The following is a 12,232-nucleotide window of genomic DNA, read 5'->3' as shown; positions in this document are numbered from 1 at the left end:
TTTCATCTTGGAAATCTCTGAACGAGCAATCCCGCTCGCGGCGGCATCAGAGGCTTCCCCTTAATATACATCATGGTTGATCCTATGTGGATATTACTGCTTGAAGCCGGCGTAGCGCTGTCGCTACTGATTCTCGTCGTCTGGTGGACGACAAGACCCGGAAAGAAGGATGAGAATGAAGACAATAATAAAGAGTAAGGACCTCAGGATCCCGGACTGACAGTTGAAAGGCGGACGAGAGGATAACAGGAATATAATAACGAAGAACAAGAACTCCTCTGGTTCGGCGCGCTTTGACTTGTCCGTTCGCTTTCCCTGGAAACACCTCATTGAAATGATTTTTGAAAGCCTGTTGCCGGAAAACAAGACGCTCGATGCTTCGATGTTTCACCTCTTCCACACGTCCCGCGCACCCAGCTTTCCATCGCGCAATTTCGAACATAAATTCAGTGCGATTTCGCAAGTTATTTGGCAGAATACCTGTCTTGGGAAAATGGTTTAGCACAAGAGGACATAAGGGGAATAACCAATGAAATATCGCAGTTTCGAGGAATTCTGCGCGTACGTGGCGGAGCATAATCCGGGACAGCCCGAATATCTCCAGGCAGTGACGGAAGTCATGGAGAGCCTCTGGCCCTTTATCACGAAAAACCCTCGTTACGCGGAACACGGCATTCTCGACCGTCTCGTAGAGCCGGAGCGAATAATCATTTTTCGTGTGTCCTGGGTGGATGATCGGGGGGAGGTGAAAGTCAACCGGGGCTACCGCATACAGCACAGCTCTTCCATTGGCCCTTATAAGGGCGGCACCCGCTTTCATCCCTCGGTAAACCTTTCCATCCTCAAATTCCTGGCGTTCGAGCAAACGTTCAAGAACGCGCTTACGACACTTCCCATGGGGGGTGGCAAGGGTGGCGCCGATTTCAACCCCAGGGACCGTAGTCCGGGGGAGATCATGCGCTTCTGTCAGGCCTATATGACTGAGCTGTTCCGGCACATCGGCTCGGATGTCGATGTCCCGGCAGGCGATATTGGCGTGGGGGGACGGGAAGTAGGTTTCATGGCAGGGATGATGAAAAAACTTTCCAATCGTGCTGACTGCGTCTTCACCGGAAAGGGGTTGAGTTTCGGTGGGTCTCTCATTCGTCCGGAAGCTACCGGCTACGGGACTGTCTACTTTGCCGAGGAGATGCTCAAGCAATCCGGACGTTCGCTGGAAGGCATGCGCGTTGCGGTTTCGGGTTCAGGAAACGTGGCGCAATACGCAGTGGAGAAAGCAATGGCACTGGGCGCCAAAGTGATAACGGTTTCCGATTCAGACGGCACCGTGGTCGATGAAGAAGGTTTTACTCCCGAAAAGCTCGCTGAACTGATGGATGTGAAGAATAAACAATATGGCCGTATCAATGCCTATGCAGAGCGTGTGAAAGCCAATTTTATTCCCGGTAAAAGACCATGGCATATTCCTGTAGAGGTCGCGCTGCCCTGCGCCACGCAGAACGAGCTGAATGAAGAGGACGCTGCCATGCTTATCAGGAACGGCGTGGTATGCGTGGCAGAGGGCGCTAACATGCCTTCCACCGCGGAAGCGGTAAAGCAATTCGAGCGCAGCGGGGTTCTTTTTGCGCCCGGCAAAGCCAGCAATGCCGGCGGCGTGGCCACTTCCGGTCTGGAAATGAGCCAGAACGCCATGCGTCTTTCCTGGCAGCGGGAAGAAGTGGACGCGCGATTGCTCCAGATCATGCAGGCTATTCACCGCTCCTGCACGGAGCACGGACGGCGCGAAGATGGCACCATCAGCTATGTCAACGGGGCAAATGTGGCAGGTTTCGTAAAAGTGGCGGATGCGATGATGGGTCAGGGTGTGATCTAGAGTCTGATCAACAGTTCCCGGTCTCAGTTCCCGCTCCTTCCTGTTTCAAGGAGGGGGAAGAGAAAAGGGATGAGCTCGCGCTGTAACGGGTTTTTTGTGGAGTCATCGTACCCATACCGTTTTTACATTAACGAATTCACGGATGCCATGATAGGACAGTTCCCTACCGAATCCGGAGTTCTTGGTTCCCCCGAAAGGAAGGCGTGGATCTGATCTGACCATGCCATTGATAAAGCTGCAACCCGCCTGAATTCGATGCGCCAGTTCCTCGGCGTGCTCGGTATCCCGGCTCCAGATGCTGGAGCCGAGCCCGAAGCGAGTATCATTGGTAATGCGAATGGCGTCCTCCTCGTCTGCCGCGCGTATCACGGCCGCCACCGGCCCGAATAATTCCTCATGGTAGGCTCTCATCCCGGGTGTTACGTCATCCAGAATGGACGGGAGATAGAATGCCCCTTCTCCCTCCCGCGGTTCGCACCCGAGAACCACTTGCGCCCCCTGTGCAATCGAATCGGTCACTTGCTGATGCAGGTTTTCGCGCAGATCGAGTCTTGCCATCGGACCGATCTGCGTCGCCTCGTTCAGGGGATCGCCTATTTTCAATTCTTTTGTTTTTTTTATAAACAGGGCATTAAACTCATTGGCAATGTCGGCCACAAGTATAATGCGCTTTGCGGCAATACATGACTGTCCACAATTCTGAAAGCGCGATCTCACGGCAAAGTTAGCGGCAAGTTCCAGGTCCGCATCCTTCAGAACGATAAACGCATCTGACCCGCCAAGTTCCATCACACACTTCTTCAAATGCTGTCCCGCCTGGGAAGCTATTTCCCGGCCAGCCCGCTCGGAGCCCGTGAGTGTCACCGCCTGCACGTGAGGGCTGGCGATAACCTCACCCACTTCAGACGACTCTATCAGGAGCGTGCTGAAAAGATGCGGGGGAAAACCAGCGTCCTGGAACAGCCGTTCGAGCGCCAAGGCACACTGCGGAACATTCGATGCATGTTTCAACACGCAACCATTTCCCGCCATGAGTGTGGGGACAGCGAAGCGGATCACCTGAAAAAAAGGAAAATTCCAGGGCATTACGCCCAGGACGACTCCAAGAGGCTCATAGGACACGTAACTTTTGCCGGCACCGGTCTGAACCATCTCGACCTGCATGAAATGCTCGGCGTGCACTGCATAATAATCACAGGCAAGCGCGCACTTTTCCACCTCCGCACGGCCTTCGCGCACAGGCTTGCCCATTTCCGCGGCTATGAGAATGGCATATTCAGCCGCCCGTTCATGCAAGAGGCTGGCGGCTCTGTGCATAAGCTCTGCGCGTTCGGGAAAACTCAGTCGCGCCCACCCAGGCTGGGCATGATATGTTTGCTCCAGCGCTTCGGCCAGACGGTTGCGATTCCAGCTCATATAGGTTTTCAGTGTCTCATTGGTCGCCGGATTCAAACTGATGTATGGCATGATGTGCTATTCTTGAAGTAGAACCCGAATGGGGACAGAAGCTGGTAAAAGGAAATAAAGAAAAACAGCTTTCAAGTGAACCTGGAGCAGATACGCTCTTCAATTTTTTCCCTCGATTACTAATGTATAGCAGGTTATGAAGAAACTGTTGATCGGGCTGTTTTTGGCAACAACCTCCACTGCAACGTATGCAGCCGCAAGAAATCAGGACTTCCTTGCCCTGAGGCACGCATATCAGGCCGGCAACACCGCGCGCGTGAATATGTATGCACAGCGGCTGCGAGGGCATGTGCTTGAACCCTATGCAGCGTATTACCAACTGCGACCGCAACTCTGGAATCCGAAGCTGGGTCCGGAGACTGTCAAGCAGTTTATTGAGAAATATCACGATAGCCCTCTCAGCGACCGCTTGCTGGGAGAATGGCTGAAGGTCCTGGGCTGGACCGAGCGGTGGGATCTTTTCGCAGAAAACTATCCGCGCATGGTCAACAAGGATGTCGAACTGGTCTGTTACTCTCTTCAACAGCGCTTGGCGGCAGGCGATCGCACCATCTATAAAGAGGCATTTCCGTTATGGTTCAACGCGCGCGAGATGCCGCACAGCTGTAATCAGATATTCGATGTGCTGATTACCGCCGGGACGCTGACGGACGAGGATATCTGGTCACGGCTGCGTCTTGCGCTCGAGTCCGGCAATGCCAGCGCGGCAAAACGCATCAATGAATACCTGCCCAAAAATCAGCGTCTGAACGAACGCAACCTGAATGCCGCCACAGAAAATCCTCTTCGCTATCTGGAAAAACATCGGCGTGAGATCAAAACACGCTCCGATCGGGAAATTGCACTTTTCGCCATGGTGCGCTTGCTCCGCAGCGGGCTCGATCAGGCGCATGCTTATTGGCCGCGGATACGCGACCGCTTCGGCGCCCCAGACCAGGCATATTTTCTGGTGCAACTTGCAGACCAGGGGGCCCGGCGGCTGGATCCGCGCGCATTGCAGTGGTTTGGAGAAGCCGCCAATACGCACAAGTCTGTTCATCTCACCGACGCCCAGCTTGGCTGGAAAACCCGCGCCGCCTTGCGTGCAGGGGACTGGAATCTCGTCCTGGATACGATCGAGACCATGTCGGCGACGGAACAGCGAGAGGGAGTCTGGCGTTACTGGAAAGCGCGGGCGTTGAAAGCTAAAGGAAAAATGAAGGAAGCAAACGCCATTCTTGCACCGTTGAGCAGCGAGCATCATTTTTACGGGCAATTAGCCGAAGAGGAGTTGGGCGTTACCATCGGTGCTCCTGCGGAATCCTTCAAGCCAACAGCGAAAGAAATTTCCGCAATGGAGCGGACGCCTGGAATCGCGCGTGCGCTGGCCTTCTACAACTTGGATTTGCGTCCGGAGGCGGCCCAGGAATGGATTTGGGCCGTGCGAAAATTTGACGACCATGAGTTGCTGGCGGCAGCGGAAGTTGCCCGCCGCCACGGACACTACGACCGCGCCATCAATACCGCCGACAGAACCGTGCAGCGCCACGATTTCCACCTGAGGTTCCTTGCACCGCATAGAGATGCGATGCGCAATATCCTGAAGCAGCAGGAAATCGACGAAGCATGGGTCTACGGCCTCATTCGCCAGGAGAGCCGCTTCGTCAGCGATGCCAAGTCCAGTGCCGGCGCTCTGGGTCTGATGCAACTGATGCCCGGTACGGCAAAGTGGGCATCCAAACAGATGGGGCTGAGAAAGTATCGTCCAAGCCGGGTGACGGAGGTAAATACCAACCTGACGCTGGGCACCTATTATATGAAACACGTGCTGTCCCTGTTCGACAACCAGTCGCTGGCTTCGGCCGCATACAACGCCGGTCCGAGCCGAGTGTGGCAGTGGCGTGATGAGAAGCCGCTGGAGGGCGCGATTTATGCGGAAACGATCCCCTTCAATGAAACGCGCGATTATGTCAAAAAGGTGATGAGCAACTCCATGTATTACGCCCGCAACTTCGGGCATCAGGTCAAGGCGCTGAAGCAGCGCCTGGGTATTGTCTCGTCCCGGTTCGGGAGTGAAAAAGTGTCCGAGTGAGGGGTCTGACATGACATTCAAGAATGTCTGCATTTTCGGCGGCAGTGGCTTTGTCGGGAAACATCTCGCAAATCTCCTGACCAACCGGGAAATCTACCTGCGTATTCCCACACGAAACTACGAGCGTGCAAAGGAGTTGCTGGAGATACCCACTACCGACCTGATCGAGGCCGATATCTACGACGATAGAAACCTCGACCGACTGCTCCTCGGCATCGATGCCGTGATCAACCTCGTAGGGGTGTTGCAGGGCGACTTTCATGCTGCCCATGTCGAACTGCCGCAAAAGATCATCGCAGCCTGTAAACGCAATGGCATTACCCGGATACTGCATATGAGCGCCCTGAAAGCCGGGCCCGATCAACCGAGCGAGTATTTGCGCTCAAAGGGGGAGGGAGAACAGATCGTAAAGACATCCGGGATGGATGCAACTGTTTTCAGGCCGTCAGTCATATTTGGTCCGGGCGACTCCTCGATCAATCTGTTTGCCAGGCTGGGACGCCTGCCGGTTTTGCCACTGGCCTCACCCCATGCGAAGTTCCAGCCGATCTTCGTCATGGATGTCGTGCAGGCGTTTGCGCTCAGTCTGGATGAGCCGCGTACTTTCGGACGAAGCTACGACCTGTGCGGACCGAAGTGCTACAGCCTTCGCGAACTGGTGGAGTATGCGGCGCATGTGACGGGACATGACCCTGCCATCATCGGGCTTGGAGATGCCCTTTCCCACCTCGAAGCAGCAGTGATGGAGATGCTACCCGGCAAACTGATGAGCGTCGATAATTACTATTCGATGAAGATCGACAGCGTGTGCGACTGCGATAGCCCCGAGGCACTGCTGGAAGTCTGGGGAATTCCCCCTACGGCACTTGAAGAAGCAGCACCCATATATCTGAATCATCAGTTGCCCCGTGAACGTTACGACTATCTGCGGCATTGGTCGGGGCGTTGAGATAGATTCATACAGATAATTCCGGAATGAAAACCTACCTGGTGGGCGGCTCGGTGCGTGACGAGATACTGGGTCTGCCCGTAACGGATCACGATTATGTGGTTGTCGGCGTCTCGCCGGAAGAAATGGTACATCTGGGTTTTCGCCCGGTAGGAAAAGATTTTCCCGTTTTTCTTCACCCGCAAAGCCAGGAACAATACGCACTGGCGCGCACGGAGCGCAAGGTTTCGCGCGGCTACAAAGGATTTGAGGTTTATGCTTCCCCCGAAGTTACACTTCAGGAGGATTTGGCGCGCCGTGACCTGACAATAAACGCAATCGCCAAAGATGAGTACGGCAACATCATCGACCCTTTCGGCGGGATCGCTGATCTGGAAGCCGGCGTGCTCCGCCATATCGGCCCGGCATTCACTGAAGACCCGGTGCGTGTCCTGCGTACCGCTCGCTTTGCTGCACGTTTCGGTTTCCATATCGCACCCGAAACACTGGCATTGATGAACGAAATGGTCCATAACGGAGAGGTGGACGCCCTGGTGCCGGAGCGGGTATGGCAGGAGCTTGCACGCGGTTTGATGGAGCACCACCCTTCACGCATGTTTTACGCGCTGCGCGACTGCGGTGCCCTCACCCGTATCATGCCTGAAGTGGATGCCTTATTCGGCGTGCCGCAACCACCGCAGCATCACCCCGAAATCGATACGGGGGTACACGTGATGATGGTGATCGATTATGCCGCTTCGAGGAACTATTCCTTGCCGGTCCGGTTTGCCGCACTCACCCACGATCTCGGTAAAGGCACGACTCCTCCGGAAGAATGGCCGCGCCATATCGGACACGAAGCGCGCAGCGTCAAACTGGTGCAGGGCTTATGCGAACGTATCAACCCTCCCAACGAAATGCGGAACCTGGCATTGCTGGTGGCCCGCTATCACGGAGACGTGCACCGCGCTGCCGAACTGCGACCTGTCACCATCGCCAACCTGCTTCAGGGAGTGGATGCCTATCGCAAACCTGAGCGCTTCGAAGAATTTCTGCAAGCCTGCTCGTGTGATTTTCATGGACGGCCGGGCTACGCGACACGCCCTTATCCGCAGGCGGATCGATGCCGCGAAGCGTTTCAGGCGGCCAGAAGCGTGGATGCGGGGGCGATTGCCAAAGAGCTGGCAAGAAGCGTTTCCGATCCCAGCCGCCTGCCTGTCGCTATTAACACCCGGGTAAGCGAAACCCGTATCGCTGAAATCAGAAACCGTCTTGAAAGCCTGGCCTGAATGTCGCTTTTCCCTTCAACAAGCCCCTGAGCCGCTAAAATTTGCGCCAGGCAAAGCCGGCAGAGGATTTCTTATAGCTGAGTCAGCGCTCACATATGGCAGTGTCCGGAAATACCGCGCTTTTCGAGGTAGCGCTGATGATATTCCTCAGCAGGATAAAAATCTGAGGCAGGTGTAATTTCAGTCACGACCGGTGCACGCCAGCGGCCGCTTTGCTCCAGTTTTTCCTTCGACACTCGCGCCGCACTCTCCTGTTCAGGGGTGCAAAAGAATATGGCGGAGCGGTACTGTTTACCCACATCCGGTCCCTGCCGGTTGAGCATAGTGGGATTATGGCAGTTCCAGAAGATGTCGAGCAACTCATCATAGCTGACCTGCGATGGATCGTATTCCACCTGCACTACCTCGGCGTGGCCGGTTTTATCAGTGCATACGTCGCGATAGGAGGGATTTTTCACATGGCCGCCGGAGTACCCGCTGGTAGCCTCCTTTACGCCTTTGACAGCACGAAAAGCGGCCTCCACACCCCAAAAGCAGCCTGCTCCAAGAATCGCTTTTTCTGTCATTGCTGTACCTCTATGTCATGTAAACCCGGTTCGACGGACTGACTACATCGGTTAAATGGAGTTTTCTCCGCGCAAATCAATCGGGAGTCTGCTAATTTTCTTTGTGGTCTTTATGGTTTATGCGAGGCTTACGCGGCGCATTGGCGAATAGCCGGTCATACAGGAAATTGGGAAGCAACCGCAAGACCCGCGCGACAATTGCCATCTGCCACGGTATTACGGCAAACGACTTCTTGCGCTCGATAATGTGGACGATCTTTCGGGCGGCGGTGTCCGCGGTCAGGATGAAGGGCATGGGAAAGGGATTATCGGCTGTCATGGGCGTTACGACATAGCCGGGGCAAATGGTTATGACGGACAAGCCGCTTCCGTGCAATTCCACGCGGAGACTCTCCAGGTAGCTGATTGCAGCCGCCTTGGAAGCCGAGTAGGCGCCGCTGCCGGGCAGGCCGCGATATCCGGCGACACTTGCAATTCCGACCAGACTACCCTGTCCGACCGTGCGCATGGGCGAAACAAAGGGCTGGAAGAGGTTCACCATGCCGACAACATTCGTGGCGAGAATATCCTCAAAAACCTCCTTGTCTTCGGCACATTCGGTAAGGGTGCCATGACTGATGCCCGCGTTGGCGATGACGATATCGGGACAACCATGACGGACGATAAAATCTTCTGCCGCACTCCGCAGGGCAGCGGCATCACGCACATCGGCGACGTAGAGGGATACTTCCGCTTCCGCCCTCTCCGCCACAAAGCCCTCCAGCAAATCCGCCCGCCGCGCAATCAGGCCGAGCGTTGCGCCGCTGTCGGCGTAATGGCGCGCCAGTGCCCTCCCGAGCCCGGTGGAGGTGCCACTGATAATGACTTTTAAGGTCAACGGAAGAAGCTATTTTCCGGTCCGTTCCTTGCGTACTTTCTGTATCAACTCTTCCATAGTCCGAATGGTATCGTCCGGCGTACTGCCCATTCTGCCACTCGTGAGATATCTGCCATCCACCGCTATCGCAGGCACGCCGGTAAGACCATAATCCTTCGAGAAATGCACGGATCTGGATAGCTGATTCTGTACTGAGAACGAATTGTAGACATCTATGAATTTCTGACGGTCTATTCCCTGTTTTGCAATCCAGTCGAACAGCACGTCCTCCTTGCCCAGGTCTATCCCGTTTCTGTGAATGGCATCGTAGACCTTGTCATGCAGCCGATCTTTTTCTCCGAGCGCTTCCAGCGCATAAAATGTTTTTGCAGCCGGTGCCCAGGTGGGACGAAAAACCGCCGGAACATAGCGGAAGCTGACATCCGCGGGCTTGTGCTTGAGCCAGGCCTTGATGCGTGGATGCAACTCGTAGCAGTGGGGACAGCCGTACCAGAAAAATTCCATGACTTCTATATTCTTTCCCCCTTCCGTTGGAAAAGGACGGGGCAGGACCGTGTAATCCTTTCCTTCGACGATATCCGCGCGAGCAGGGGAAATTGACGGAAAGTTCATACCGACCAGCAACAGGAATGCCGTAAGCAGCCGCAGTAAATTCATATTTTTCTCCTTCAGTTGGATGCCCCGAGATTGGTGGATCGTTTATCGGCCCACGTCTTGCCGCTATGCTCCCCTATGTTCCCCTACGCTCCCTCATGCACCCTGATGGGGCTGGTCTGAACACCGTTCTGCTGAAGCGATGCACGAATCCGGTTCATGTCATCGACATTGGAAAAAGGTCCTACGCGTACGCGGTGCCACAGCCCCTTTTGCGGGACTTCGGCAGTCTGGACAGCCGCTTCCACTCCCAGCATCGCCAGCTTCGCTTTCATATTGTCGGCGTCATTCGGATTCTGGAATGCTCCCGCTTGAAGAAAGTACTTATCCTGAGAGGTCGGCGGCTGCTTTGCAGCCTGTTTCAGTTGCTGCTCCGTGACTGGTTCCTCTGTGGCAGGAAGAATATTATAAAATTCAAAGCGCGGTTTGCTATCGGGCGCTTTCGCGGTTTTGTCTTCAATACCAGCCGCTTCCCCTGCTTTTTCAGGCTTATCCGCAGCCTCCCCGTTTGCAGGGCCCTCGGCCACCTTATCCTGAGAGATAAAGGGACTGGGCGCCTGGCTCATGTACATCCAGGTGCCCATGGCGGTGAGAAGACCCAGGACATAGCCGATAAACATCCCGAAAAAGAGAGTACCTGTTTTCTTTCCCGAGTAGAGAGGTGTTTTATAATCTCGATTCAAGTAAGGGTGCGTCATCACATTTTAGCTGGCGCGCTCACGCCCAATAGTTTAAGACCGTTATTCAATACCTGTCTGACCGCGGCCACCAAAGCCAATCTCGCAAGGCGGACCGCCATCTCCGGCACCAGGAAACGAGTAGAATTATAGTAACTGTGGAACTCCCCTGCCAGTTCCTTCAAGTAAAAGGCAATCAGGTGGGGAGAGAATTCCCTCGCTGCTGCTTCGACCGTTTCGGGATAGTCGATCAGCTTCTGCAACAGGGAGAGCTCCGCAGGACCGGTTAATGCAGAGGTGTCGGCTGTAACCAGCATGCCTGGGTCTTCCCCCCACTGTTCCAGCACGCTGCAAACCCTTGCATGCGCATATTGCACGTAATACACCGGGTTATCGGTGCTTTGCGACTTTGCCAGATCCAGGTCGAAATCGAGATGCTGATCGCTCTTGCGTAATACGTAAAAAAAGCGCGCCGCATCGGTTCCCACTTCCTGACGCAACTCCCGCAAGCTGACAAATTCTCCCGCCCGGGTGGACATCGGTACCTTCTTGCCATCACGGTAAAGTACAGCAAACTGCACCAGAGCAATTTCAAGTTTCTCGGGATCGAGCGCCAATGCCTGCATGGCGCCTTTCACCCGTGAAATGTAGCCGTGATGGTCCGCGCCCCAGATATCGATCACGCGGTCGAACCCGCGTGAGAATTTGTTGAGGTGATAGGCAATATCAGAGGCAAAATAGGTGAACTGGCCGTTTTCGCGCTGCACCACCCTATCCTTTTCGTCACCGAAATGGCTGGAGCGGAACCATTTGGCGCCATCCTGCTGATACAGGTAATTGCCTTCTTCGAGCAGGTGAACAGCCTGAGCTACACCCCCGCTGTCGAATAAGGATTGCTCGGAAAACCAGATGTCGAAGGTGACGCCGAATTCCATCAGATCGTTGCGGCAATCCCCCAATTGCTCATTCAGAACGAAGTTATGGATGTAGGCATAATCCTGCCCCAGCAGCTTTTTCGCGTTGGCAATCAATCCATCAAGGGCAGCCTCGGTGTCCGCTTCCGATCCGGCAACACTGTCAAACAGCAGTTCCGGCTCATGCACATAACGCCCCGCATGGGCTTTATGAATCAGCCTTGCCATGTCGCGCACATACTCCCCCTGGTAGGCATTGGGCGGAAAGGCTGACGTGACACCGTTCAGTTCCAGATAGCGCAGCCAGGTGGAAAGCGCAAGAATATCCATCTGGCGGCCGGCATCGTTAATGTAATACTCGCGTGTCACTGAATAGCCTGCAGCGGCGAGCACGTTGGCAAGGCTTGCGCCAAATGCCGCGCCTCTGCCGTGTCCTACATGCAACGGGCCCGTGGGATTGGCTGAAACGAATTCAACCTGGATTTTTTCCCCTGCGCCCATGTTGCTGTGACCAAACTTCTCGCCGCTCTCCAGCACATATCGCGAAAACTGCTGCTTGGCCGAAGTCGTGAGAAACAGGTTGATAAAACCCGCGCCTGCAATTTCCACTTTTTCCAGATAAGGGGATGCAGCGAGTGCGGTGGCAAGAGATTGCGCAATGTCGCGCGGCTTTTGACGCAGTGGCTTGGCCAGTTGCATCGCCAGGTTGCAGGAATAATCGCCGTGGCTTGACTGCCGCGGACGGGCAAATTCTATATCGAGATTCAAGTCCGCTAATCCCCTGTCATTCAGGGCGTTGCGCAGGATATCGGTAAAGTGGGATTTGAAGTTAGGCTGAACAAGGGGAATCACGACAACCTTCTCGGCTGTTACACAACCGCTATTATAACGGGCTCCGGCCAAGTTACACGCGCCA

11 protein-coding genes are annotated in these 12,232 nt (G+C 54.9%); 5 read left to right on the top strand and 6 right to left on the bottom strand.

Features of this window, described 5'->3' with window-relative positions; translation table 11 throughout:
- Window positions 1-72: 72 nt before the first annotated feature.
- Window positions 73-198, top strand: coding sequence for a hypothetical protein (locus BMW46_RS15790; RefSeq protein ID WP_256376984.1), 126 nt, complete (start codon window positions 73-75; stop codon window positions 196-198).
- A 331-nt stretch (window positions 199-529) separates the two neighbouring features.
- Window positions 530-1,873: an NADP-specific glutamate dehydrogenase gene (gene gdhA / locus BMW46_RS06720; RefSeq protein ID WP_074706330.1), complete on the top strand. Its 1,344-nt coding sequence runs from the start codon at window positions 530-532 to the stop codon at window positions 1,871-1,873.
- Window positions 1,874-1,975: 102 nt separating this feature from the next.
- Here the strand turns inward: gdhA and BMW46_RS06715 are convergent, their stop codons facing one another.
- Window positions 1,976-3,340, bottom strand: a complete 1,365-nt coding sequence (locus tag BMW46_RS06715) for an NAD-dependent succinate-semialdehyde dehydrogenase (protein WP_074706327.1) — start codon at window positions 3,338-3,340, stop codon at window positions 1,976-1,978.
- Window positions 3,341-3,476: 136 nt separating this feature from the next.
- Between BMW46_RS06715 and BMW46_RS06710 the strand changes: the two genes are divergently transcribed.
- The 3 genes from BMW46_RS06710 to BMW46_RS06700 are packed head-to-tail and all read left to right on the top strand — an operon-like array spanning window position 3,477 to window position 7,628.
- The gene (locus tag BMW46_RS06710) at window positions 3,477-5,411 is read left to right on the top strand and encodes a transglycosylase SLT domain-containing protein (RefSeq protein WP_074706324.1); all 1,935 of its coding nucleotides are present in this window, start codon (window positions 3,477-3,479) and stop codon (window positions 5,409-5,411) included.
- A gap of 10 nt (window positions 5,412-5,421) precedes the next feature.
- On the top strand, window positions 5,422-6,360 hold the full coding sequence (locus BMW46_RS06705; RefSeq protein ID WP_074706322.1) for a complex I NDUFA9 subunit family protein: 939 nt from the start codon (window positions 5,422-5,424) through the stop codon (window positions 6,358-6,360).
- A gap of 26 nt (window positions 6,361-6,386) precedes the next feature.
- Window positions 6,387-7,628: a multifunctional CCA addition/repair protein gene (locus BMW46_RS06700; RefSeq protein WP_074706319.1), complete on the top strand. Its 1,242-nt coding sequence runs from the start codon at window positions 6,387-6,389 to the stop codon at window positions 7,626-7,628.
- An 89-nt stretch (window positions 7,629-7,717) separates the two neighbouring features.
- Here the strand turns inward: BMW46_RS06700 and msrA are convergent, their stop codons facing one another.
- From msrA to argS, 5 genes are all read right to left on the bottom strand, one after another.
- A complete protein-coding gene (msrA, locus tag BMW46_RS06695) occupies window positions 7,718-8,194 on the bottom strand; it encodes a peptide-methionine (S)-S-oxide reductase MsrA (RefSeq protein WP_074706317.1) in 477 nt (158 codons plus the stop codon).
- A gap of 91 nt (window positions 8,195-8,285) precedes the next feature.
- Window positions 8,286-9,071 carry an SDR family oxidoreductase gene (locus BMW46_RS06690; protein WP_177171047.1) on the bottom strand — a complete coding sequence of 262 codons (786 nt, stop codon included), beginning with the start codon at window positions 9,069-9,071 and terminating at the stop codon, window positions 8,286-8,288.
- 9 nt (window positions 9,072-9,080) lie between these two features.
- Entirely contained in the window at window positions 9,081-9,728 is a 648-nt protein-coding gene (locus BMW46_RS06685) for a thiol:disulfide interchange protein DsbA/DsbL (protein WP_074706314.1), read from the bottom strand.
- A gap of 83 nt (window positions 9,729-9,811) precedes the next feature.
- On the bottom strand, window positions 9,812-10,423 hold the full coding sequence (locus BMW46_RS06680) for an SPOR domain-containing protein (RefSeq protein WP_256376983.1): 612 nt from the start codon (window positions 10,421-10,423) through the stop codon (window positions 9,812-9,814).
- The gene (argS, locus tag BMW46_RS06675; RefSeq protein ID WP_081355724.1) at window positions 10,423-12,168 is read right to left on the bottom strand and encodes an arginine--tRNA ligase; all 1,746 of its coding nucleotides are present in this window, start codon (window positions 12,166-12,168) and stop codon (window positions 10,423-10,425) included. The genes BMW46_RS06680 and argS overlap by 1 nt, the downstream gene beginning before the upstream one ends.
- Window positions 12,169-12,232: the final 64 nt, after the last annotated feature.

The sequence above is a fragment of the Nitrosospira multiformis genome, from assembly GCF_900111585.1.
GTDB classification, from domain to species: Bacteria; Pseudomonadota; Gammaproteobacteria; order Burkholderiales; family Nitrosomonadaceae; genus Nitrosospira; species Nitrosospira multiformis_B.
This window is presented reverse-complemented; position numbering and strand designations above follow the sequence as displayed.

What these genes read in the sequence shown, in the direction of transcription:
- BMW46_RS15790 (WP_256376984.1), top strand. Translation starts at nt 73, where the DNA reads ATGGTTGATCCTATGTGGATATTACTGCTTGAAGCCGGCGTAGCGCTG.
- gdhA (WP_074706330.1), top strand. Translation starts at nt 530, where the DNA reads ATGAAATATCGCAGTTTCGAGGAATTCTGCGCGTACGTGGCGGAGCAT.
- BMW46_RS06715 (WP_074706327.1), bottom strand. Translation starts at nt 3,340, where the DNA reads ATGCCATACATCAGTTTGAATCCGGCGACCAATGAGACACTGAAAACC.
- BMW46_RS06710 (WP_074706324.1), top strand. Translation starts at nt 3,477, where the DNA reads ATGAAGAAACTGTTGATCGGGCTGTTTTTGGCAACAACCTCCACTGCA.
- BMW46_RS06705 (WP_074706322.1), top strand. Translation starts at nt 5,422, where the DNA reads ATGACATTCAAGAATGTCTGCATTTTCGGCGGCAGTGGCTTTGTCGGG.
- BMW46_RS06700 (WP_074706319.1), top strand. Translation starts at nt 6,387, where the DNA reads ATGAAAACCTACCTGGTGGGCGGCTCGGTGCGTGACGAGATACTGGGT.
- msrA (WP_074706317.1), bottom strand. Translation starts at nt 8,194, where the DNA reads ATGACAGAAAAAGCGATTCTTGGAGCAGGCTGCTTTTGGGGTGTGGAG.
- BMW46_RS06685 (WP_074706314.1), bottom strand. Translation starts at nt 9,728, where the DNA reads ATGAATTTACTGCGGCTGCTTACGGCATTCCTGTTGCTGGTCGGTATG.
- BMW46_RS06680 (WP_256376983.1), bottom strand. Translation starts at nt 10,423, where the DNA reads ATGACGCACCCTTACTTGAATCGAGATTATAAAACACCTCTCTACTCG.